The organism is Pseudodesulfovibrio sp. JC047, assembly GCF_010468615.1.
Taxonomy (GTDB): Bacteria; Desulfobacterota; Desulfovibrionia; order Desulfovibrionales; family Desulfovibrionaceae; genus Pseudodesulfovibrio.
The window spans coordinates 73,965-95,956 of the sequence record NZ_WUEH01000014.1; the positions used below are offsets into that span (position 1 = coordinate 73,965).

18 protein-coding genes are annotated in these 21,992 nt (G+C 52.1%); 5 read left to right on the forward strand and 13 right to left on the reverse strand.

Going from position 1 to position 21,992, the window contains the following annotated elements; all coding sequences use genetic code 11:
• Positions 1-5: 5 nt before the first annotated feature.
• From GO013_RS10695 to GO013_RS10740, 10 genes are all read right to left on the reverse strand, one after another.
• Positions 6-617 (reverse strand): FmdE family protein, encoded by a 612-nt coding sequence (locus tag GO013_RS10695; protein ID WP_163810946.1) that lies wholly within the window; start codon positions 615-617, stop codon positions 6-8.
• Between the two features lie 22 nt (positions 618-639).
• Positions 640-1,395, reverse strand: coding sequence for an ABC transporter ATP-binding protein (locus GO013_RS10700; protein WP_163810948.1), 756 nt, complete (start codon positions 1,393-1,395; stop codon positions 640-642).
• On the reverse strand, positions 1,392-2,462 hold the full coding sequence (locus GO013_RS10705) for an iron ABC transporter permease (RefSeq protein ID WP_163810950.1): 1,071 nt from the start codon (positions 2,460-2,462) through the stop codon (positions 1,392-1,394). The genes GO013_RS10700 and GO013_RS10705 overlap by 4 nt, the downstream gene beginning before the upstream one ends.
• 1 nt (position 2,463) lies before the next feature.
• The gene (locus tag GO013_RS10710; protein WP_163810952.1) at positions 2,464-3,573 is read right to left on the reverse strand and encodes an iron ABC transporter substrate-binding protein; all 1,110 of its coding nucleotides are present in this window, start codon (positions 3,571-3,573) and stop codon (positions 2,464-2,466) included.
• A 277-nt stretch (positions 3,574-3,850) separates the two neighbouring features.
• Complete coding sequence (locus GO013_RS10715; protein WP_163810954.1) at positions 3,851-6,886, reverse strand: efflux RND transporter permease subunit; 3,036 nt, start codon at positions 6,884-6,886, stop codon at positions 3,851-3,853.
• Complete coding sequence (locus GO013_RS10720; protein WP_163810956.1) at positions 6,886-7,995, reverse strand: efflux RND transporter periplasmic adaptor subunit; 1,110 nt, start codon at positions 7,993-7,995, stop codon at positions 6,886-6,888. Before GO013_RS10720 ends, GO013_RS10715 begins: the two co-directional genes overlap by 1 nt.
• Before the next feature lie 58 nt (positions 7,996-8,053).
• Positions 8,054-8,635 (reverse strand): TetR family transcriptional regulator, encoded by a 582-nt coding sequence (locus GO013_RS10725; protein ID WP_163810958.1) that lies wholly within the window; start codon positions 8,633-8,635, stop codon positions 8,054-8,056.
• Between the two features lie 148 nt (positions 8,636-8,783).
• On the reverse strand, positions 8,784-10,514 hold the full coding sequence (locus tag GO013_RS10730; RefSeq protein ID WP_163810960.1) for a DEAD/DEAH box helicase: 1,731 nt from the start codon (positions 10,512-10,514) through the stop codon (positions 8,784-8,786).
• 202 nt (positions 10,515-10,716) lie between these two features.
• A complete protein-coding gene (locus GO013_RS10735) occupies positions 10,717-11,493 on the reverse strand; it encodes an NAD kinase (RefSeq protein ID WP_163810962.1) in 777 nt (258 codons plus the stop codon).
• Positions 11,494-11,499: 6 nt separating this feature from the next.
• Positions 11,500-12,807: a citrate synthase gene (locus tag GO013_RS10740; protein ID WP_203529541.1), complete on the reverse strand. Its 1,308-nt coding sequence runs from the start codon at positions 12,805-12,807 to the stop codon at positions 11,500-11,502.
• Between the two features lie 393 nt (positions 12,808-13,200).
• Between GO013_RS10740 and GO013_RS10745 the strand changes: the two genes are divergently transcribed.
• The 3 genes from GO013_RS10745 (at position 13,201) to GO013_RS10755 (ending at position 15,090) form a co-directional block, all read left to right on the forward strand.
• Positions 13,201-14,211: a 4Fe-4S dicluster domain-containing protein gene (locus GO013_RS10745; RefSeq protein ID WP_163810964.1), complete on the forward strand. Its 1,011-nt coding sequence runs from the start codon at positions 13,201-13,203 to the stop codon at positions 14,209-14,211.
• On the forward strand, positions 14,201-14,662 hold the full coding sequence (locus GO013_RS10750) for a 4Fe-4S ferredoxin (protein ID WP_163810966.1): 462 nt from the start codon (positions 14,201-14,203) through the stop codon (positions 14,660-14,662). The genes GO013_RS10745 and GO013_RS10750 overlap by 11 nt, the downstream gene beginning before the upstream one ends.
• A 92-nt stretch (positions 14,663-14,754) precedes the next feature.
• The gene (locus GO013_RS10755; RefSeq protein ID WP_163810968.1) at positions 14,755-15,090 is read left to right on the forward strand and encodes a tRNA-binding protein; all 336 of its coding nucleotides are present in this window, start codon (positions 14,755-14,757) and stop codon (positions 15,088-15,090) included.
• Between the two features lie 76 nt (positions 15,091-15,166).
• Here GO013_RS10755 and GO013_RS10760 read toward each other — a convergent pair whose 3' ends face one another.
• The 3 genes from GO013_RS10760 to GO013_RS10770 form a co-directional block, all read right to left on the reverse strand.
• Positions 15,167-15,799, reverse strand: a complete 633-nt coding sequence (locus GO013_RS10760; protein ID WP_163810970.1) for a nitroreductase family protein — start codon at positions 15,797-15,799, stop codon at positions 15,167-15,169.
• 114 nt (positions 15,800-15,913) lie between these two features.
• Complete coding sequence (argC, locus tag GO013_RS10765) at positions 15,914-16,969, reverse strand: N-acetyl-gamma-glutamyl-phosphate reductase (protein WP_163810972.1); 1,056 nt, start codon at positions 16,967-16,969, stop codon at positions 15,914-15,916.
• 12 nt (positions 16,970-16,981) lie between these two features.
• Positions 16,982-17,272, reverse strand: a complete 291-nt coding sequence (locus GO013_RS10770) for a DUF1844 domain-containing protein (RefSeq protein WP_163810974.1) — start codon at positions 17,270-17,272, stop codon at positions 16,982-16,984.
• Between the two features lie 218 nt (positions 17,273-17,490).
• Here GO013_RS10770 and GO013_RS10775 point away from each other — a divergent pair, with 218 nt between their 5' ends.
• Together GO013_RS10775 and GO013_RS10780 are read left to right on the forward strand one after the other, a co-directional pair.
• A complete protein-coding gene (locus tag GO013_RS10775) occupies positions 17,491-18,687 on the forward strand; it encodes an efflux RND transporter periplasmic adaptor subunit (protein ID WP_163810976.1) in 1,197 nt (398 codons plus the stop codon).
• Positions 18,688-18,690: 3 nt separating this feature from the next.
• Positions 18,691-21,843 (forward strand): multidrug efflux RND transporter permease subunit, encoded by a 3,153-nt coding sequence (locus GO013_RS10780; protein WP_163810978.1) that lies wholly within the window; start codon positions 18,691-18,693, stop codon positions 21,841-21,843.
• The last annotated feature ends 149 nt before the right edge of the window (positions 21,844-21,992 follow it).

The window sequence follows — 21,992 nt, forward strand, 5'->3', positions numbered from 1 at the left end:
TGGGGTCAGATTTTTTGTTCCCGAGCAGTGAAGCAGGGAATGCAGAGGGTTTGACCGCCGAGCCTGCGGGTGCGGGATTCCATGACGGATTCGTGACAGCAATCGCAGGTCAGGCTTTCCAACACGCGTGCCGGTGTGGGAATTGGTTCTTTGGGCGGCATCACCGTGAACATTTCATGCAGGTCCAATGTCATGAATCGTTCCCGCAAAAGGGTGCGTAAGGCCGTGATGCGTTTTTTTTCGTCCGGCGTGGCGGTGTTGGCGTCTGCCTTTCGCATGAGGACGGCAAGCTCATTGTCCGCTGTGTCGCGAATTTCCGGGTTGAGCACCGCGCGGAATCCTTTGCCACTATTCCTGTCATAAAAAGAAAAGGCCATTTTGCCATGGTCTCGATGCAGGAAGTTGCCTTTGCCATACGTGCAACTGGTGATGAATTGGATGGCATCCACCCCACACATGTCGGTTTCCGAGACCGCCACCATGTCCACATCTGATGAAGTGCCCAATTCCTGAAGGGCCAGTTCGGCAGCTCGGATACCTATAGCCAGTCCAGGACAGGTGTGTCCGTGAAAATTAACCGTCTGTTCAATGGTTTCAGATGAAAGTTCGCAGGGCATGAGAATCTCCTTGAAGGGTGCGTCATGAGGCGGGGACAATCAGGGGATGTCCGTTCACCGTGTGAATATCGACCGGCAGGTCATAGACTTCTTCCACTACCTCAGCGGTGACGTCGCAGGCCGGGCCGGTTGAATGGATATGGCCGTTTTTCAGGAAAAGGACTTTGTCGGCATAGCGTAGAGCCGTGTTCAGATCATGCATGGTCATGATGGCACTGATGTGGTGTTCATCCACGACACGCCGAAGCATGGTCAGGATGTCCACCTGACTCTTGAGATCCAGTGAACTGGTGGGTTCATCCAACAGCATCAGTTTCGGTTCTTGCACCATGGCTCTGGCAATGGCCACCTTTTGCAATTCTCCACCACTCAGACAGTCGATATGGCGGAGTGTCAGGGATTGCATGTGAAGTCGCTTGATGGCGGAGTCCACGATTTTCAGGTCGTGTTCTGTGGGACGCCAGCGGATGTGTGGTTTTCTGCCCATGAGAATGGCGTCGAAGACGGTCATGCGTGCCGTTTCATTCTTCTGGGCGACATAGCCGACTCCCAGTGCTATTTCGTGTGGCGGCATGGTCAGGATATCTCGCCCTTCAACCATGACTGCCCCGGAAGACGGGCGGTGAATGGCGTTGATACATTTGAGCAGGGTCGTTTTGCCCACGCCATTCGGGCCAAGGATGGCAAGGAGTTCTCCACCGTCAAGTTCGAAATCCACTCCCGAGAGAATGGGCCTGTCCCCATAGGTGAATTCCATATCTGATATGGAAAGAATCATCGGCGTTGTCCTCGTACTATAAGGTAGATGAACACCGGCGCGCCCATGAAGGCGGTGAGTACTGAGACTGGCAGGACGTGTGGGGCCAACATGAGCCGAGCGGCGGTATCGGATATCAGCAAGAGCAGACTGCCACCCACGATGGAGGCTGGCACGAGAAAACGGTGGTCCGAACCAATGAGTCTGCGGGCCATGTGTGGGACGACCAATCCGACGAATCCGATGATGCCGAGAAAGGCGATGATGGTGGCGGTGACCATCGATGCCAGCATCATGCCGATGAGGCGGACGCGGTCCACGCGGACGCCCAATCCCTTGGCGGTTTCGTCTCCAGCATCAATGGCGTTGTAATTCCAACTGCTGGCCAGAAAATAGACCGATGAGACAACCACGACGACGGTAATGACACCCAGTTCCGACCACGAGGCCCGAGCCGTATCGCCAAAGGTCCAGAAGACCATGGCCGCCAGTTGGATATCGTCGGCGAAGAATTGGAGAAACATGGTTCCCGCTGTGAAGAGGGCACCAAGGGCCACGCCAGTCAGGACCATGATTTCAGGGGTCGCTCCCCGGAGTCGGGAAATGCCGATAATCACACTGGCAGCCAGCAGACTGGCGAGAAAGGCCGCCCCGGTAGTCATGTACGGATTGGTGATGTTGACGGCGCCGGTATTTGACGATGTCATGATGCCGCCTCCCAGCATCATGACCGAAAAGGCGGCACCGAAGGCGGCGGCGTGCGAAATGCCGAGCGTGAATGGTGATCCTAATGGATTGCGGAGGATGGATTGCATAGCCGTTCCTGAGACGGAAAGGCCTGCTCCCGCCACAATGGCCGCCAGGGCCTGGGGCAGACGGATGTTCCAGATAATGACATCAACCCGTTTGGAAACCGGGAGATGCAGTAGGGCGGCAATGACATCCTTGAGTGGAATACCAGCCGCTCCCAGGGAGATGGCGATCACAAGCGTGATCGCCAAAAGCCCCATGGAGGTGATGAGGAGCGTGGTCTTCCAGCCGACGTAACGACGGTATTCAGCAGGAATTTGTCCATCAGAGAAATGCATGTCAGTTCACCGGAACCGGTTTGTATGCATATCCCATGAAAAGTTCGTTCATGGCATCGAACACGGGTTTTCCCACGAGGAAGCGGTATATTTCATCCGCTTTTTCTTGTGGATCGATATCCGTAAAATGGTCAGGGTAGAGCAATTTTCCAATGTAATAGGCGTTGGCAAGAATGGACCCGTAATTTTTGGAGTAGCTGTTGTACGGCAAAAGACCGTATACTTTGCCATCATTGACAGCGGTCAGACTGCGATACGCCGGGTCTGTTCGCAATTCGTGCAAGCCTCCTGCCTCATTTCCCAGCTCCAGGGTCATGAGATCAAGAAATAGGATGTCCGGGTTCCAGGCCACGATCATTTCCTTGGAAACATCGGAATGGCGCAATTCTTTTCCGGTCAATCCCGTGTCATAGGCGAGATTGTTCGCGTTGATGAAAGCAAATGGCGGATAGGCCGGTTCAGTGGACTGGAAGCCGTGCGGGCCCTTGAATGCCACGCCGCCGACAAAGACGCCCGGACGGTCCTTTGCCGGGATGTCTGCGGTCCGTTTTTCGAGATCCGCGATGGCCGTTTGAAAAAAGGCGATGACATCTTCTGCCCGTTGTTGTTTGCCAATGACTTCACCGAGTGTGCGCAATGCCTGGAAAAATTGTGGCCGGAGCCGTCCGAGATCTCCATAACTCAGGGTGACCACTGGAATCCCTGTCTTCTGTCCCAATTCAATCGGATCATATCCCATGCTTCCCGCATAGGTCTTCAGGATCACCTGGGGTTGCGGTTCCAGCGTCAAGATCAATTCCGGATTGTCATGTCCCCGAAATTCGCCAAAAATGGGCATGTCCTTGAACTGGGGGTTGGCCAGAGCATAGGGGCGTGCGTCATACGTGCTTCGACGGGATTCGATGTCGTCTACGGCCACGGCCATGGATTGGGCTTCAAGGTAGGTTAAAAGGCGCAGGCAGCCCGGCCCGGAACAGATGACGCGGTCAACTTTTTGCGGTATCTGAATCGTTCGGCCCGCATCGTCAATCAGGGGACGTGTTCTTGCCTCAGCCATCGCCGATGAGATAAGAATGAGCAAAGACAGGAAAATGGTGACGCTGTATTTCATTTGATTTTTTCCCCGTTTTTTGTGTACGAAATTTGATGAGTAGATTGTTTTTTGTTACGAAAATTAAAATCGTAACACAGCGCAAAGTAGATGAACCCTTTTGATTCGTCAAGAGGGTAGATTGATTTAAAGAGTTAAAGTCTGCTATAAAGCGCGTTTTTGTGGTTTGTAAGTGCTATTCGTGCCGTGATAAGCGGGCGAGAAAAAGGGCCGGGAGATGACTCCCAGCCCTTGGACTGTCCGACCTGTGGGAGTCGGACAGAGGAGGCATTTCGTGTTACGCGGGGTTTTTCACGTCGTGGAACATGGCAAACAACACCGGGACAACGATTAATGTCAGGACCGTGGCAAAGGCCAAACCAGACATGATGGTGACTGCCATGGCCGAGAAGAACGGGTCCATGGTGAGTGGAAGCATCCCGAGAATGGTGGTCGCTGCGGCCATGGCTACCGGACGAATACGGCTGATGGCCGAGTCGATGATGGCAGTGTATGGCACTTTGCCCGAGTCCAGCTCGATTTTGATCTGATCCAACAGCACGACCGAGTTCTTGATGAGCATTCCCGAGAGGCTCAGGAAGCCGAGCAGCGCCATGAAGCCGAACGGTTCACCCGTGGTTAGTAGGCCGAAGGTGACACCGATGATGGATAGTGGAACAGTCATCCAGATAATGAGCGGATTTCGCAGATTATTGAAGAGCAGAATCGTGATCAGGATCATGATGATGGTCGGTACTGCGAGCGTTGCTCCCAGGCTTGCCTGGGCATCAGATGAATCCTCGAATTCACCGCCCCATTCCATGATGTATCCTGAAGGCAATTCGATGTTTTCGATCTGTGGTCTGAGTGTTTTGAACAGAACCGAGGGCAGTCCCTCCAGCGGGTCACAGGAGGCTGTGATGGTCAGGAGACGGTTGCGGGTTTTCAGGGTGCCGAATTCCATTTCTGTCTGGAATTCCGAAACGACTTCCTCCACGGGAATCATTTGTCCGGCGACTGGGCTGAAAACCCGGACGTTACCGATTTCATTGACATTCATCCGTTCATTTTCAGGCGGACGAACAATGATCGGGAGGAGATTGTCTTCTTCTCGATAGACGCCCACTGTGGTGCCGGTGAAGAACATATTCAAGGCCTTGGACAAGCCTGGACGGGTGACTCCGGCCAATTTTGCCTGTGCCTCGGCCATGACAGGATGGATGACCTTGACCTCTTGTCGCCAGTTATCACGGATGCCCTGGGCGTTGCCGCTGGCATACATGATTTCTTGAGCCTGCCTGGAGAGCTGTTTCAAGATGCGGGTGTCCGGTCCACTGAATCGGACTTCAATAGAAGCGTCTCGCCCTGGACCGAGCCTGAATTTTTTGAACTTGGCTTCTGCATCGGGATAGGTGCTTTCGACCAGAGTTTGATATTTGGCCATGATGGCGTCGATTTCGTGGTAGTCCTTGACTTCGACCAAAAGCATTCCATAGGAGGAGTTGGCTTTTTCTGGACTGTAGGTCAGAATGAATCGAGGACCGCCTTCTCCGACGAACGATGTGACAGAGAGAACCCGTTTATCATCCAGAATCACTTTTTCAATGCTGTTCATGTCACTGCTGGTTGTACGGATGTCCGTGCCTTGTGGCAGCCAATAGTGAATGAAGAAACGGGGTTGGGTGGAGTTCGGGAAGAAGCTCTGTTTGACGAATCCGAATCCATAGATAGATGAAACGAGCATGACCACCAACGTGATGGCCGTCCACGTCCTGTGGTGCAAGCAGAACACAAGGAATTTTCTGTAGATTCGATAGATTCTGCCAGTGTACAGGTCCGCGTCGGAAGAGGCTTTCGGATGCAGGAACATGTGGCATAGCAATGGGGTGATGGTTACTGCCGTGACCCAGCTCATGAGCAGGGAGATACACAAGACAATGAACAGGGAACGGCAGAATTCACCGACATTGTCCTGGCTCAGACCGATACCGGCAAAGGCCATGATTGCCACGATGGTGGCTCCGAGCAGTGGCCATTTGTTTTGATTGACCACTTCAATGGCCGCCGTCAGCCGATCCACGCCCTGTTGATATCGGATGAGTAGTCCTTCCACCACCACGATGGCGTTATCCACCAACATACCCAGCGCAATGATGAGCGCGCCGAGTGAAATGCGTTCCAGAGCCACGCCAGCCATCTGGATGAAGATGAACGATCCGCAGATGGTGATGAGCAGGATGATTCCGATGAGCAAGCCGGATTGCATCCCCATGAACAGCAGGAGCACGATAATGACGATGGCCACGGCTTCGCCGAGGTTGAGGACAAAGGAGTTGACTGAGTTATCCACCCGCTTGGGCTGATAATAGACCGAGTTGATGGTCATGCCGAGAGGGGTCTGGTTTTCCAGTTCCTTGAGTTTCGCATCAACCGCGTGCCCAAGGTCCACCACATTGCCGGATGAGACCATGGATATGCCGAGTGCAACGGCATTTTTGTTATTGTATCGAAGTATTTGCCCAGGGGTGTCGGAATAGCCGCGTCGGATTTCGGCGATATCCCGGAGTGGGACGAGCTGATCGTTGGTGAGGTCCTTGATGAAAAGATCTCCGAGGCTTTCAACGGAATCAATGGTCCCTGTGGGAGATATCTTGATATACTCCCTGCCCACGCGGACATTGCCCGCCGGAACGACGAGGTTGCGTTGGGACAAGGCTTCGTACACGGATTCCATGGACACACCCAGTCGATTCATTCTCGCCTTGGATATCTCCACATAGACGTTTTCCTGGTGACTGCCCCAGACCGTGATTTTGGCAACACCGTCAACTAGTAGGAGCTGTTTTCGGAGGTAGTCGGCAAAATCCTGGATATCCTGTTGTGAATAGCCATCGCCTGTCACCGAGAGGAGGATGCCATAGACATCGCTGAAATCGTCGATAACCATGGATGGACCGGCCCCTGGAGGGAGTTGGCCCTGTGCGTCGTTGACCTTGCGCCGCAGTTCGTCCCAAACCTGAGCCAGTTTTTCCGCATTGTACTTGTCCTGTACCTCGACGGTGACAATGGATTGGCCTGGGTTGTTGACTGATTCAACCTTGTCGAGCTGCCCCATTTGCTGGGCCGCACTTTCGATGACGTCGGTCACTTCATTGGTCACTTCCGTCGGTGTGGCGCCTGGGTAATTCGTGATGACCAATGCCTGTTTAATGGTGAATTCCGGGTCTTCCAGCCTGGACATGTCCAGAAAGGCGAGCGTACCGCCGACCAGAAAGCAGACGGTTAAAACAAGGGTGATGGTTTTTTTTCGGATGGAAAATTCGGCCAGATTCATTAGTCCCGGCCTCCGATTCGCCCTTCGAGAATCTTAACTTGCTGTCCTTCACGGAGATAGTTGACGCCAGCGACAATCAGTACATCTCCGGGTTTGATACCGCCCGCGACGCGAAATTTGTCCTGAATGAGATTTTCAATTCTTATTTCTCGTTTTTCCGCAAGATTGTCATCGTTAAGCACCCAGACATATTTGGGACCGTCTACCTCTCCCACAACAGAGGAAAAGGGGATGGTCACGGATTTTGAGTTGTCTGAGTCTGGGACGTTACCGATGATTTCTGCGGTCATGCCCGGTTGAATGCCAAGGCCCTGCGCATTGTCCATGGTCAGCGTGACTTTATAGGTCTGGGTCTGCGGGTTGGCGTTGGTCTGATATTCCTTGATGCGCACAGGAAATTGTTTGCCCGGCACGGATTCGAATCGTGCCATGAACCCTGTCAGATCGGTTTCTCCGGTTCGGAAAGCCTTGACCCAGACGTTTTCCGGGATATCGATAACCACGTCGAGCGCGGTGGTGTCGATCAGTTTGACGATGATTTCCTTGGCCTGGACATATTCATGGTTGGACGGAATCTTTTCAGCGATGATACCGTCAAACGGGGCTTCCAGCCGGGTGTATTGCAGGTTGAGTCGTGCCCGTCGGAGGGATTGTTCCAGTGAGAGCACTTCGGACCGGCTGGTTTCATAGGTTGATTGGGCGGCATCAAAGGCGGATTGAGCGATGATCCGTTCTTTGAGCAAGGTTTTGTTGCGTTCTATATTCAATTTGGCTTCTTTGAGGACGGATTTTGACCCGACTAATCGGGCTTCAAGATCAGCGACCGCTGCCTGAAAATCGCGTTGGTCCAGCATGGCGATCAGCTGCCCCTGTTTGACAAAGTCTCCTTCCTTGACCCCCAGTTTGACAATTTGGCCAGCCACACGAAAGGCCAGACTGGCGTCGCGGGTTGCCTTGACTTTTCCGGGAAAGGTACGCGAGGCGCGTGCATTGGCTGTTTCGACGGTAAAAACGCGGACAGGGCGAATGGGGACAGAGACAATTTTTTCTTCCTTGCAGCCGGTCAGCATCAGTGCCAGCAACAGACAGAACACCAAAGTTTTTTCCATTATTTTACCTTGTAGAACAAAAAAGTTAATCAAGTGATTAGTTTGAGGTTAAAAAAAATTACTGCCAGTAGCCGGGGAGCCCCTTTTGGAGGATTTCGATAATGGCGTTCGAATATTCTTCGACCCGTTCTTCGTCGTCAATGCAACTGCCTCCGCCGAGGAGGTAGTCGGAAAAAACGGCACCGATAATGACGGTGAATCCCAATCCTGGTGTGCCATCCAAACGGGGGCGTTTTATTTTCAAACGGTCAATGTTGTCTTCATAGTTGGCTTGGGCCGAGGCAATGAGTTCATCCCGCAAGTCCTGAAGTTCTTCCGAGTCGTGGTTGAGTTCCCGAAGTCCCACAAGATAAAGGTCTCGATTGGTCCGAGCGTTTGCCAAGATACGGGGAACGAAATTTTCGATCAGGGTTTCGGGTGTGTCCGAGATGTTCATGCATCGCCGGGCCTCACTCATGAATAAATCGGTAAATCGTGAAAATATTTCTCGGAGCAGTCCTGATTTGCTGCCGAAATAGTATGAGACCATGGCGCTATTCACGTCGGCTTTGCGGGCAATATCTCGGATGCCCACGGTGTCATACGTGCGTTTGGCAAAAAGTTTCGTGGCAACGGTGAGGATATGTTCCTTTTTGTTCATGGCGATTAATTAATCGGTTGATTAGTTTCTGTCAATTTAAAAAAGTCCGTTTTTTTATGAAACTGTGGCGGATGGATAAAAAAAGGCCGCGTGGTCCATGATGGAACCTCGCGGCCAATGTGAGCAGTTTTAGATGACGTGCTGGAAATTATTTGCTGGACGGTTTTTTCCGGCGGCGACGACGGCGTCTGGGACGAGGTCTGGGTTTTGATGCCGCTTCGGTTTCAGTTGGTGCCGGGTCTTTTCGAGGCTGATCCTTGACCACTGGTTCCGGTTTTTGTTCCCGTTTTGGCTCGTGCTTTTTCTCCTGCTTTTTGGGAGCAGGTGTAGGCTTGGTGGTTGGCTTTTCTACTGGATGTGCCGTTTTTTTGGGCTTGGGAGTACGTTTCGGTTCCGAACGATTTTTTGATGTTGGACGAGCCTGTTCTTGTGGTGCTTTCCTGGCCGGTTTCCGTTTGGGAGGCCGTTCAGTTTTGGCAGCCGGCTGAGAAGAAGTCGGTTCTGCTGGTTTTCCATGAAGGGTTGGCTGATACAGTTCATCAAGCAGCATGGCGAGCAGGGCCAGAGACTCTTCGTTTTCCGCATATTTTTTGGCCAAGGGGAGAAATCGGGAAACGCGTTCCTGCTGGATGTTGGTCAACTTGCGGAATCGTTTTTCAAGGATGGCTGTGAGTCTTTCTTCGATAATGGCTGTCACATCCTCTTCCGTGGGGTCCTTGAGTTCTTCAAAAGTGATTTTGAAGCGCGTGGCAATGCGTTCCAATTCCATTTTCTGGATGACATCCACCAGGGTGATGGCGGTGCCGGTCGCTCCGGCTCGTCCCGTGCGACCTGCGCGGTGGACATAGGATTCCGGGTCTTCCGGCGGCTCCATCATGAATACATGCGACAGCTCCGGAATGTCGATTCCGCGTGCGGCCACATCTGTGGCGACCAGAAATTGCAGTTTGCCTTCCTTGATCCGGGCCATGAGGCGTTCGCGCTTGTTCTGACTGAGGTCGGAGGTCAGTCCTTCGGCGTCAAAGCCGAATTGGGACAGCAGGGCTGCGGTAAATTCCACATTCCGTTTGGTGTTCGAAAAAATGATGGCTGAGGACGGATTTTCCAACTCGATGAGTTTGATGAGCTTGCGCTCCTTGCCCATGGCCGACACTTCAACGAACTGATGGGAAATGGCCGAGACATTGGCTTCGTCCGAGGAAAGACTGAGAAATTGTGGATCGACCATGAATTCTTTGGCCAGCCGCAGAACTGACGGCGGGAATGTGGCTGAGAACATGAATGAGCCGATGCGTTTGCGTGGCAAATAGCGTTTGACTTCCACCATGTCCGGATAAAATCCGACGGATAGCATCCGGTCAGCTTCGTCAAAAATAATGGCCTTGAGCGCATCGAGTACGAGATTGCGGCGCATGAGGTGGTCCAGAATACGGCCAGGGGTTCCTACCACGATCTGCACACCGTCGTGGAATGCGTCGAGTTGTTCCTTGTATCCCACGCCGCCATAGACAGCCACGACCTTGATGCCGCTGTCGCCTGCCAACATGCGCGCTTCCTGCGCCACCTGTTTGGCGAGTTCCCGTGTTGGGACCATGATCAGCGTTTGACATTTGGGACTGTTGGGATCGATTTTTTCGATGAGTGGGAGCACAAATGCGCCGGTCTTGCCCGAGCCTGTCCTGGCCTGGACCATGACGTCCTGTCTGTTCAGGAGAAAAGGGAGTGCCTTTTGCTGGACCGGCATGAGTTTGTCCCAGCCAGCGCGGGCACATGCTTCTGCCATTTTTTCAGGCAGATTTTCAAATTGTATGTCGGGAAAATCGTGTGTGTGTTTTTCGTCATCGTTCCCGGAATCGGGATTCAGGGTGTCTTTTTCCATAAGTACCTACAATGTATGATGTGAACTCCAGTCGAATCAATTGTGTACAGGGACCGGAGTGAGAAATTCGTCACAAGCTTGCGTACAATATACTGTCATGCCATGTTTGTACAATAACGGCAAAGCAGCTTTTCCGGAAGGAGTCCGGGTGTTCCAGGCAGGGACGGGCGTGTGGAAATTGTCCCATCGTGACCTGCACGGATCAATAGATGAATTGTTCATTGAATATGCGTTCTTCCAGAGAATGGTCCGGGTCAAAGAGGATGCAGGCCGGACGGGTGTGGTCTTCCTTGATCGTGACATGGGCGACTTCGCGGACTTCAAAGGAATCCGCAGAGGCGCTGACTGGACGGCGTTCGGCATTCAGTATTTCGAATTCGATCGTGGCGGAATGGGGCAGGAGTGCGCCATTCCAACGACGAGGGCGGAATGGACTGACCGGGGTCAGGGCAAGTACGTTGGACCCGAGGGGAATGATCGGCCCTCGGGCGGACAGGTTGTATGCGGTTGATCCGGCTGGTGTGGCAACCATGATTCCATCGCAGATCAGTTTTTCCAATCGTTGCTTTCCATTGATACATACCCTGATTTTCGCGGATTGCTGGGAGTGGCGAAGCAAGGCGACTTCATTGAAAGCCAAGGCGGAAACCTGTTGTCCTGACAGCGTGAAGGCCGTCATGATCAACGGATTAAGAGCGTGGACTTGCGCCAGGTTGAGCCGTTTCAGCAGGGTGTCAGGATTGAACTCGTTGAGAAGAAATCCGATCGTTCCCCGGTTCATGCCGTAGATGGGCAACCCCGAATCCATGTGTTCATGGATGGTTTGCAGCATGAATCCATCCCCGCCCAGGGCGATCAACACATCGGCTTCGTCGCGTTCCACCAACGGATAGCGTTTTGCCAAGGTGGCGAGTCCTTTTTGCGCCCTGGGGGTGTCAGATGCCACACAGGCGATCTTGGTGATTTCTTTGTGTCCCATACACTCCTACTTTCGTAAATCCAGCGGAACATATTTTCGTGGTGCCCGGCCCGTGTATATTTGGCGCGGACGGTGAATCTTGACGATACCATCCGTATTGGCTTCGTTCCAGTGAGCGATCCAGCCGGGCATACGGCCGATGGCGAACATCACCGGGAACATGTTGACCGGAATACCGAGCGCACGCAGGATGATGCCTGAATAGAAGTCCACATTGGGATAGAGTTTGCGCTCTGTAAAGTATTCATCGTTCAGGGCAGTCTCTGCCAGTTCCAGGGCAATGTCGAGCAATGGGTCATTGTATCCTGTGGATTTGAGCATGTCATTGGCCGCTTCACGCAGTATTTTTGCCCGCGGATCGAATGATTTGTAAATGCGATGCCCGAATCCCATGAGCCGGAATTCCTTTTTCTTGACGCGTTCGACACATTCCTGAACGGAGAAATTCCCTTCATGGATTTTTTCGAGCATGGCGATGACACCGGCATTGGCCCCGCCGTGCAGTCGTCCCCACAGGGCGCAGATACCGGCAGAAACCGACGCGAACATGTTGGCTTCTGTGGATTGAACCATGCGTACTGTGGAACAGGAGCAGTTTTGCTCATGGTCGGCGTGGAGCAGAAAGAAGAGCGTCAGTGCGCGAACCTGAGCGTCGGTTGGCTCAAAGGGCCGGTGCGGCAACGAGTGCATCATGTGCAGGAAGTTGCGGCAGTACGTCAGTTTGGGGTCCGGGTACATGAACGGCAATCCTTGCGCCTTGCGGAAAGACCATGCCGCGATGGTTCGCACTTTGGAGATGATTTTGGCCGCAGCTCTGAGAAAATCCTCTTCGGTGTTGATACGCAACAGGTCCGGGTGATAGCAGCCGAGCGCGTTGATGACCGCAGACAGAATAGCCATGGGATGACCGTTGGATGGAAATCCTTCGAAATGGTGCCGCAGATCTTCGTGCAGCAGTTCCTGTTCGTCCAGCAGATGCCTGAATTCCTGCCGTTCCGTTCTGGTCGGCAATTCGCCGAAAATCAAGAGATAGGCTGTCTCGATGAAGGTCCCGTGTGCCGCCAGATCTTCGATGGGATAGCCCCGGTACCGGAGAATTCCCTTTTCTCCGTCAACAAATGTGACGTTGCTTGAACAGGATCCCGTATTGGCAAATCCTGGATCAAAGGTAATATATCCCGTTTCATTTCGCAGATTGGTAATATCTATGGCATGTTCGTTTTCTGTGCCGACAATGACGGGGAGTTCATATGTCTGCCCATTGAGGGTCAGGGTGGCTTTTCCATCGGTCTTCATTCTATCTTTCTTTACCATGTCGCTTCCTTGTCTTTTGCCATCGACCAAGTCGCTCCGATCCTGTCGGAGGCTGAATGATATTCATATACTGGATAGGTCCAGGCGGGTACTGGGTTGGTCGATCGGTGCGGTCGATGCTCTCTCTTAAATTATGGACTTGTTTACTCTTCTCGTACTTCTACATCAGTGGGATGAATTTTGTCAATTGCCGGAAGAGTCTGTTGTTGAAAAAAGTAAATATTCTCGGTGATTATAATTTTTCTTTGTCGTTTTTTTATGAGATTTTTTTATCTCTATGACTCTTTTTACTGAGAAGTGGACTGTCTTGACAAGGGGCAAGATACCCCTATAGGGTATTTTAAATCTGTTGTGGTGTGATCCTTTTCATTTTTCACGAAGAGGTTGGATGCTATGGGAAAGAAGAAAGATTTTTCGGATGGTCTCAGTCGCCGTGGTTTTTTGAAGGCGCTTGGTGTTAGTGGGACTGGGATGCTTGTGCCCGCTGTGGCTGGCGCGTCCACACAGCGAGTGCCTGAGCCGTCCGATGGAGAATTAGCGACGCTCTTGGATATTTCCAAATGTATCGGGTGTGGCGAATGTGTGGCGGCATGTCGGGAATCCAATGCCGACAAATTCCCCGAGCCGAAAAAACCGTTCCCAAAGATTGTGCCAGCCAAACGGGCCAAGCCCGAGGACTGGTCGGAGAAACGGGACATTGATGATCGTCTCACTCCATACAACTGGCTGTTCATTCAGAATGTGGCAGTGGAGTACAATGGTGAGGAATATGATCTCAATATCCCGCGTCGGTGTATGCATTGTCAGAACCCGCCCTGTGCGAACCTGTGTCCGTTCGGTGCTGCAAACAAGGAATTGAACGGGATCACCCGAATCAGTGATCAATTGTGTATGGGAGGAGCCAAGTGTCGGGCCGTCTGTCCGTGGCATATCCCGCAACGGCAATCCGGAGTCGGTCTATATCTGGATCTTATGCCCCGATTCGCTGGAAACGGGGTCATGTACAAATGTGACCGCTGTTATCAATTATTGGAGACCGGCTCGCTACCGGCGTGCATTTCCGCTTGCCCCGAGGATGTCCAAACCATCGGGCCTCGCCATGAAATCGTGGCCAAGGCCAAGGCTTTGGCCAAGGAGATGAATGGATTTATTTACGGGTTGGATGAGAATGGCGGGACCAACACTCTGTATGTCTCTCCCGTTCCGTTCGATCTGCTCGATGCGGCTGTGGATTCCGGCAAGGGACGGCCTCATTTGGCACCGGTTGATGATGTCATGCGTGATGAAACCACACTTGCGACGGCAACCGTGTTGGCACCCATCGCAGGCATCGTTGCTGGTGTTTTGGGTGTTGGGGCCACGCTTTTGAAGTCTTCTGAAGAGGATACCACCGATGAAAGTTAGACCATATTCCGCATGGATTTCCTGGATGTTTATTGGTGTCATGGGGGCCTTGGGTGTGACCGGCCTGCTTCAGATGCCTCTGGCCAAACGGTATTATCTGACCGATGTACCGGGTTTGGCCTGGACCGGAGATTTTTTCTTTGTCCATAAGCTGCATTATTTGTTTGCGGCAGCCTTGCTTTTCCTGGTGGCATTGGTCGTGGCCAACTGGTTGTTGAAATGGAAGGAGCGCCTGACGTTGACCAGGCTCGGAATGGTTCGGGTCGTTCTTCTCGGTGGGCTGCTGGTGAGTGGGCTACTCCGGGTCTACCGGAATATGCCGGGGGTGACGTTGGACCCTTCATTGATCCTGGTGATCGAATGGACCCATCTGGGGCTGACGGTCATTATGGGTGTGGCTGCATTGGTCGCGGTCTGTGTGAGAGTTTCAGCCTATGCCGTGTGGCGATAGACTGGCCATAAAAGGAATGAAGAAGGAAGCTTTCGGGCTTCCTTTTTTTGTGGATCACTTTGTGGTAAGCGGTTTTTATTCATGGAGGAAATATGGAAACAATAGAGTGGAACGATTTTACAAAAGTGGAATTGCGTGTGGGAACCATCACCAAAGCCGAGGCCTTTCCCGAAGCCCGGGTTTCTGCATATAAAGTTTGGGTGGACTTTGGCGAAACCATCGGTATTCGCAAATCCAGTGCCCAGATCACCCAGTTATACACGCTGGATGAATTGGTGGGCAAACAGGTGGTGGGGGTGGTCAATTTCCCCGTCAAACAGATTGGTCCCATGCGGTCAGAGTGTTTGGTGACGGGATTCTATCGTGAAGATGGCGTGGTGTTGGCGGTTCCCGACAAGGCTGTGCCCAATGGGTTGAAACTCGGTTAGCCTTTTTCTGGATTGAAAACGCCTTCAGGATGTGTGTCCTGAAGGCGTTTTTTGTGTGCAGAATGACGCTGTCAGATTAGTCCGGCGCGTGGTCGTCATCTTCCAGAATCATTTCAACGGCGGATTGTCGCCACGCTTTTGGATGCACTTCTGTTCCCGGATTGAGATGCCCGACAGCGATGAGCATGGAAATCCAGTATCGATCCGGTATGTTCCATGCTTTTTTGACCGCATCATGGTCAAAACCGTCCATGGGGTGGGTGTGCAGGCCGTGATTACTGGCCGCATACATCAGGGACATGGCAAAGAGTCCGGCGTTTTTGTTGGCAAAGGCCTGACTGGCCATTTCGTTGCTGCCATACAATGCCTGTGTGGTGCCGATGAACCAATCCCGTTGTTCTGGTTCGAGATTGTTGGCAAAGTGTTTTTCCAGCGTTTCGCTGCCTTCTTTCCAGCCGTCCCGATCCGCGAGAATCATGAGAATGACTGGTGCTTCCGTGACCTTGGGCTGGTCAAAAGCCAGGGAACGCAGTTGGGCTTTTGTTTCGGGATCTCGAAGTATTTTCACTTTCCACGGTTGCAAATTGAAACTGGATGGGGCCTTGACCGCTTCTTCGAGCAGGTCTCTGATGAGTTGATCCGAGATATCTCGTGTGGGATCGAAAAAGTTGATGGCTCGCCTTTTGATAAGAATATCGCCGAAATCCATGTGAATTCCCTCCCTGTGGCGGTTTGATGATTTTGCTATATGATACCTATTCTCGGGAAAAAAGAAAGGCCACTTTCAGAAAGTGGCCTTTGTGTTTGTAAATACGGTGCGAGATTATGGCATCATTGGAGCCATGGGCAACCCTTCATCCATGTCGAGACCACAGATCAGGTTGGCGTTCATGAGCGCCTGACCGGATGCGCCGCGACAGAGGTTGTCGATGGCTGACAAGATGATCAGTCGGTTGGTGCGGGGATCGACGACCAGACCGATGTCACAGAAAACCGTGCCACGGACAAATCGGGTTTCCGGGAGTTGTCCCTTGGGCAGAATTCGGACCATGGGCTTGTCGGCGTAGAAAGCCGTGTATGCCGCATGGATATCGTCGAGCGACGTGGCTGCTTTCAGTTTTGTATAGATGGTGGACAGGATGCCGCGATCAATGGGCAGCAGATGGGTGTTGAAGGAAACCGTGATGTCCGTTCCCCCCAATTTTGAAATTTCCTGTTCAATTTCCGGGGTGTGCCGGTGGGATGGCAGACTGTATGCCTTGAATGAGTCCGCGACTTCACAAAACAGACTGCCAACCTTGGCTTTGCGGCCCGCGCCTGATGCTCCGGATTTTGCGTCAATGACGATGTCATCTGTTTCGATGAATCCGTTGGTCAGTGCAGGGGCCAGTCCAAGGATGCTTGACGTGGGATAACAGCCCGGATTGGCGATGAGTCGTGCGCCCATGATCTGATCGAGATACAGTTCGGGTAGTCCGTAGACCGCTTCGTCGAGCAGTTCCGGGCGGGTATGCTCCACGGCGTACCACTGTTCATAGGTGGCCTTATCATGAATGCGGAAATCTGCTGACAGGTCTACAACTTTGACACCTTCATTCAATAATTCAGCGGCAATTTCCATGGCGGTTTTGTGCGGCACTGCCAGAAAAACGACATCGCAGACTTCGGCCAGGTCTTTGGGATTCGGCTGGGTGATTTCCAGGTTACCCAAGGGAAGTCTGTTGAGAAAAGGGTAGATTTCAGCGAGGGTTTTCCCCGCTTCCGAGCGTGAAGTGACCTGGACCAGTTCCATTGAGGAATGGTGTGTCATGAGCCGGGTCAATTCCATGCCGGTATAGCCGGTCACGCCGACCAGTCCGGCCTTGATAGTCTGAGCCATGAATGTCTCCGATTATTTGGTCTTGTTTACATAGGACATGCGCAGATTGTACAGGATGTCACAGAGGAGTTTTTGTTCTTCGTCATCCAGGCCGTTTTCAAACTTGTTCTTGAGCATACCGAGGACATCGATAGTGCTTTTTGCAAGCTGCGGTTGAAAATCTATCGAGCCAGTGCCGGGATCGGGAGCTTCGCCCAAGGCGACCACTGCCGATGAGGACAGAGAATAGATGAAAGTCGTGAAATTGATGTCGATGGGGACACCTTTCATGGGGTTGTCTTTGCAGGTCTTGTCGTCAGCCATGTTCCTCTCCATTTTGGCAGATGCATATGTCACTGGCACTTAAGTACGGACTGGTGCGCGCGGAGTCAATATGCTCACCAGGGGCAAATTTGCCTATTTGGCCCCATTTGTGTGCAAAACTCGGTATACATGATCTCCATTTCAAGCTAGGATGTTTTGAGATTATCCAAGGGTCCGATGGGATTGGGTTCAATAAACTCTTCAAAAAGGTTTTTGTCATGGTGAATAACGGTCTGCGTGGAATTTCTTTTGTCTTGTTGATGGTGTGTCTTTTGGGAGTCGCTGGATGTACGGATGATGAAACAGCCACGGCACCACAGGGGCCAGTCCCGATGGAGGTGATTCAGGCCGAAACACGGGTCATGCCTTTGTGGGGAGAATTTGTCGGGCAGATCAGTGCCGTTGAAACCGTGGATGTCAGGGCAAGAGTCGCTGGCTTCCTTATTCAACGGAATTTTGAGGAAGGCGGCAGTGTCAAGAAAGGCGATTTGCTTTTCGTCATTGATCCCAAACCATTTGAAGAAGATTTGAAACAGGCTCAGTCCGGTCTGGAATACAATCAGGCACTGTATGCAAAGGCGCAGAAGGATTTTCAACGATTCAAGAAACTCTATGATGAAGGCGTTGTCAGCCGCGATGAATTTGAAAGCTATCAGACACAGGTCGCAACGTATCAAGCGCAGATCGGTGACAATAAGGCCAAAGTAGAGAATGCGAAAATTCAGCTTGGTTATACGAAAATTTATGCCTCGACGGATGGTCTTATTGGTCGGGTGCAAGTCGATGTCGGAAACCTTGTGGGGCAGGGAGAAAACACGCTGCTGGCCAAAATTTCCACGCAGGACCCGATTTATGTCAGTTTCAGCATCAGTGAAAATGACTACGTTCGTGCGACACGCAATCGCATGAACAAGGATGAAAATCGTGAGATCAGGTTGTTGTTGTCCGATGGGGAAGAATACAATCAGGAAGGTCAGGTCAGCATGGTTGACCCGACCATTGATTCCCAGACCGGCACACTCGGGATTCGGTTGGTTTTTCCCAATCCTGAAAATTTGTTGCGACCAGGGCAGTACGCCAAGGTTCGGGTGCTCATCGCAAAGATTGAGGACGCAATTGTGGTGCCTGCCCGGGCGGTCATGGATATCCAGGGCATGAAATCCCTGTATGTGGTGGGCGATGACGGTGCGGTTAAAAGCCAGCCGGTGAAGCTCGGGTTTGAAGTCGATAATTTGGTGGTAGTGCAGGAAGGGATACAAGTCGGTGACAAGGTGATTGTCGATGGTATCCGCCGGGTGCGTCCCGGAATGGAGGTGAAGCCCAACGTGGTTCCCATTACGGATGACGGGGCCACTCCCACTCCACACGCTGAATCGGCAGCCGGATCAGTGGACGCAGAAAACGAGGACAAGTAGCTCATGTTTGTCAGATTTTTTATTGATCGGCCCATTTTCTCATCAGTTCTGGCCATCATCATTTTATTGGTGGGTGGCTTGTCCATCTTTTCATTGCCCATCGCCCAGTATCCGGAAATTTCGCCACCATCCGTTCAGGTGCGTGCAACCTATACCGGAGCGGATGCCAAGACCGTGATGGAGTCCGTTGCTACCCCGATTGAGGAACAGGTCAACGGTGCGCAGGACATGCTGTATATGTCCTCCATTTCGGCCAATGATGGGTCCATGGCATTGACCGTGACCTTTGAACTGGGTCGAGACCTCGAACTCGCCACGGTTGACGTGCAGAACCGGGTGAATCTGGCCACGGCCCAGTTGCCTCAGGAAGTGCGGAATTCAGGGATCAACGTTGAAAAACGGTCGCCGGATATTGTGTTGATTATCAACCTGACGTCCGACAATCCCGCCTATGACACGCTTTTCTTGAACAACTATGCCAAAATCAACATTTATGATGCCTTGAAGCGTATTCCCGGTGTCGGTGATGTTTCCCTGTTCGGTGATCAGGATTACGGGATGCGACTTTGGCTTGATCCTGATAAATTGACGACCTATGGCCTGACGGTTTCTGATATTATCAATGCGGTCAAGGAGCAGAATGTTCAGGCCCCGGCCGGTCAGATAGGAATGCCGCCCACGCCCAAGGGACAGCAATTTCAGATGTCATTGCGTGTCAAAGGACGTCTGGTCGAGCCGGAAGAGTTTGGCAATATCATCCTCAAGGCCAATGCAGACGGCAGTTCTGTCAAGATTCAGGATGTGGCCCGGGTGGAACTCGGGGCTAAAAACTATTTTACTTTTGCTCGGTTGGATGGTGGGGAGACCGCTTCTTTGTTGATTTATCAGTTGCCGGGGGCCAATGCGCTGGACGTGGCTGATCAGATTCGGTCAACCATGGACGAATTGTCCGTAAGTTTTCCGGACGGTATCGAATATCAGATTCCATATGATACCACGCTGTTTGTCTCGTCGTCTATTGATGAAGTCATGGACACCTTGTTCGAGGCCTTGTTGCTTGTTTTTCTTGTCGTGTTTGTCTTTTTGCAAAACTGGCGGACCACGATTATTCCCATGGTGTGTGTGCCGGTTTCCCTGATCGGAACCTTTGCCTTGTTCCCGGTCCTTGGCTTTTCCATCAACACCTTGACCTTGTTCGGACTGGTGCTGGCCATCGGTATTGTTGTGGATGACGCCATTGTCGTGGTCGAAGCCACGCAGCGATTTATCGATGAAGAGGGACTGTCGCCCAAGGAAGCCACCAAAAAGGCCATGTCCATGGTGACAGGTCCGGTTATCGCCAGTACGTTGGTGCTGATTGCCGTGTTTATCCCCGTGGCATTCATGGGCGGTATCACCGGGCAGTTGTACAAGCAGTTTGCCCTGACTCTGTCCGTGTCCGTTTTTATTTCGTCTATCAACGCTTTGACTTTGTCTCCTGCCCTGTCCGCGTTGTTGCTCAGACCGTACAAGCCTATTCGTGGTCCACTCGGATGGTTTTTCGACAAATTCAATGTCGTGTTCGATTATGTCACAAAGCGGTATAATCAGGCGGTTGCTGCACTGGTGCGTCGTTCGGTCATGGGACTGTTGATTGTCGCGATTTTCATTGTCGGGTGCGGCGGGTTTTTCAAAATCCTGCCGTCCGGGTTTGTGCCGGACGAAGATCAAGGCTATTTCATCGTCAACTCCATGCTGCCGGAGGGGGCGTCTCTTCAGCGTTCCGATGCGGTCGCCCAGAAAATCGAAGCGTATCTCAATGATGCGGAGGGCGTGCGGAGTGTTGTTTCATTGGGTGGTTTCAGTTTGTTGACCGGGGCATACTCTTCGTACAACTCGGCATTCTTCGTCGTTTTGGATGATTGGTCCGAGCGGACAACCCCTGACTTGACGTCTGATGCCATTATGGCCAGGGCGCAAAAGGCCTTTTTCGGCATTCAGGAAGCCATTGTCGTCGCATTTGGACCGCCGCCCATTCGAGGGTTGAGCTCGACAGGGGGACTTCAGTTTGAATTACAGGACAAGACAGGCGGGTCCATCGAAGAATTGTCGAATGTCGCGACTTCCTTTATGGCCGAGGCGGGCAAGTTACCTGAAGTGAGTAATGTCTTTACGACATTTTCGGCCCATGTGCCGCAGTTTGATGTTGAAATTGATCGTGACAAGGTCAAGAAACTTGGCGTGCCGATCAGTGATGTTTTCCAGACTCTCCAAACCTATTTGGGTGGGTATTACATCAATGATTTCAACAAATATGGTCGGACATATCGAGTCATGGCCCAGGCAGAATCAAAGTACAGGACACAGATCGATGATTTGGATCAGTTCTATACGCGATCTGGCAAGGGAGAAATGGTCCCGCTGTCCACGTTGAGCACGGCGAATCGTATTATTGGTCCGGAATATATTCAACGATACAACATCTATCGGACCGTGGAAATGACGGTGGCCCCCTCTCCTGGGTATAGCTCAGGGCAGGCCATGGCCGCGTTGGAGCGTCTTGCGCAAACATCCTTGCCGCAGGGGTTCGGTTATGATTGGACTGGTATCGCGTATCAAGAAAAAGCTGCTGGTGGTGACACCGGGTTGGTTTTTGCCCTGGCGATCGTCATGGTCTTTCTGGTACTGGCCGCACAATATGAAAGCTGGGCCACGCCATTTGCCGTTATCCTATGCGTCCCGCTGGGCATTTTTGGTGCCATGGCGTCGCAATGGATGCGAGGCATGGATAACAATGTCTATGCGCAAATTGGATTGGTTATGCTCATTGGTCTGGCTGCCAAGAATGCCATCATGATCGTGGAATACGCCAAGGAAAAACATGAAGAAGGCATGTCGGTCAAGGATTCGGCCATGGCTGCCGCATCTCTCCGTTTCCGGCCTATTCTGATGACATCCTTTGCCTTTATTCTGGGTGTTATTCCTCTTGTTTGGGCCATGGGTGCTGGTTCATCCAGTCGTCACGCACTGGGAACGTCGGTTTTTGGTGGAATGCTTGCGGCGACTATTTTGGGTGTGCTGATTATTCCGGCCCTGTATACGGCGATTCAGGGAGCTGGTGGAAAACTGAGTCAGAAAATTCGAAAGACTCGCCCGCCCGAGGAACCTGAAAGTTAGCGAGTGCGTCTCTATTGAAAGAATAAAAGGGCTGTCTGAGAAGACAGCCTTTTTTCTTATGCGGCACCATGTCAAGAACTCCCTTTCTTCGTTGTTTTCTCTTTAATTAGGCCAGGCTTCACCCTCGCCTTATGGCGTATTAGTAATGT

Bases quoted from the DNA above. Each gene is read 5' to 3' on its own strand.
- GO013_RS10735 (WP_163810962.1), bottom strand. From the start codon at position 11,493: ATGGGACACAAAGAAATCACCAAGATCGCCTGTGTGGCATCTGACACC.
- GO013_RS10695 (WP_163810946.1), bottom strand. From the start codon at position 617: ATGCCCTGCGAACTTTCATCTGAAACCATTGAACAGACGGTTAATTTT.
- GO013_RS10750 (WP_163810966.1), top strand. From the start codon at position 14,201: ATGAAAGTTAGACCATATTCCGCATGGATTTCCTGGATGTTTATTGGT.
- GO013_RS10725 (WP_163810958.1), bottom strand. From the start codon at position 8,635: ATGAACAAAAAGGAACATATCCTCACCGTTGCCACGAAACTTTTTGCC.
- GO013_RS10700 (WP_163810948.1), bottom strand. From the start codon at position 1,395: ATGATTCTTTCCATATCAGATATGGAATTCACCTATGGGGACAGGCCC.
- GO013_RS10755 (WP_163810968.1), top strand. From the start codon at position 14,755: ATGGAAACAATAGAGTGGAACGATTTTACAAAAGTGGAATTGCGTGTG.
- GO013_RS10780 (WP_163810978.1), top strand. From the start codon at position 18,691: ATGTTTGTCAGATTTTTTATTGATCGGCCCATTTTCTCATCAGTTCTG.
- argC (WP_163810972.1), bottom strand. From the start codon at position 16,969: ATGGCTCAGACTATCAAGGCCGGACTGGTCGGCGTGACCGGCTATACC.
- GO013_RS10745 (WP_163810964.1), top strand. From the start codon at position 13,201: ATGGGAAAGAAGAAAGATTTTTCGGATGGTCTCAGTCGCCGTGGTTTT.
- GO013_RS10710 (WP_163810952.1), bottom strand. From the start codon at position 3,573: ATGAAATACAGCGTCACCATTTTCCTGTCTTTGCTCATTCTTATCTCA.
- GO013_RS10775 (WP_163810976.1), top strand. From the start codon at position 17,491: ATGGTGAATAACGGTCTGCGTGGAATTTCTTTTGTCTTGTTGATGGTG.
- GO013_RS10720 (WP_163810956.1), bottom strand. From the start codon at position 7,995: ATGGAAAAAACTTTGGTGTTCTGTCTGTTGCTGGCACTGATGCTGACC.
- GO013_RS10760 (WP_163810970.1), bottom strand. From the start codon at position 15,799: ATGGATTTCGGCGATATTCTTATCAAAAGGCGAGCCATCAACTTTTTC.
- GO013_RS10705 (WP_163810950.1), bottom strand. From the start codon at position 2,462: ATGCATTTCTCTGATGGACAAATTCCTGCTGAATACCGTCGTTACGTC.
- GO013_RS10730 (WP_163810960.1), bottom strand. From the start codon at position 10,514: ATGGAAAAAGACACCCTGAATCCCGATTCCGGGAACGATGACGAAAAA.
- GO013_RS10770 (WP_163810974.1), bottom strand. From the start codon at position 17,272: ATGGCTGACGACAAGACCTGCAAAGACAACCCCATGAAAGGTGTCCCC.
- GO013_RS10740 (WP_203529541.1), bottom strand. From the start codon at position 12,807: ATGGTAAAGAAAGATAGAATGAAGACCGATGGAAAAGCCACCCTGACC.
- GO013_RS10715 (WP_163810954.1), bottom strand. From the start codon at position 6,886: ATGAATCTGGCCGAATTTTCCATCCGAAAAAAAACCATCACCCTTGTT.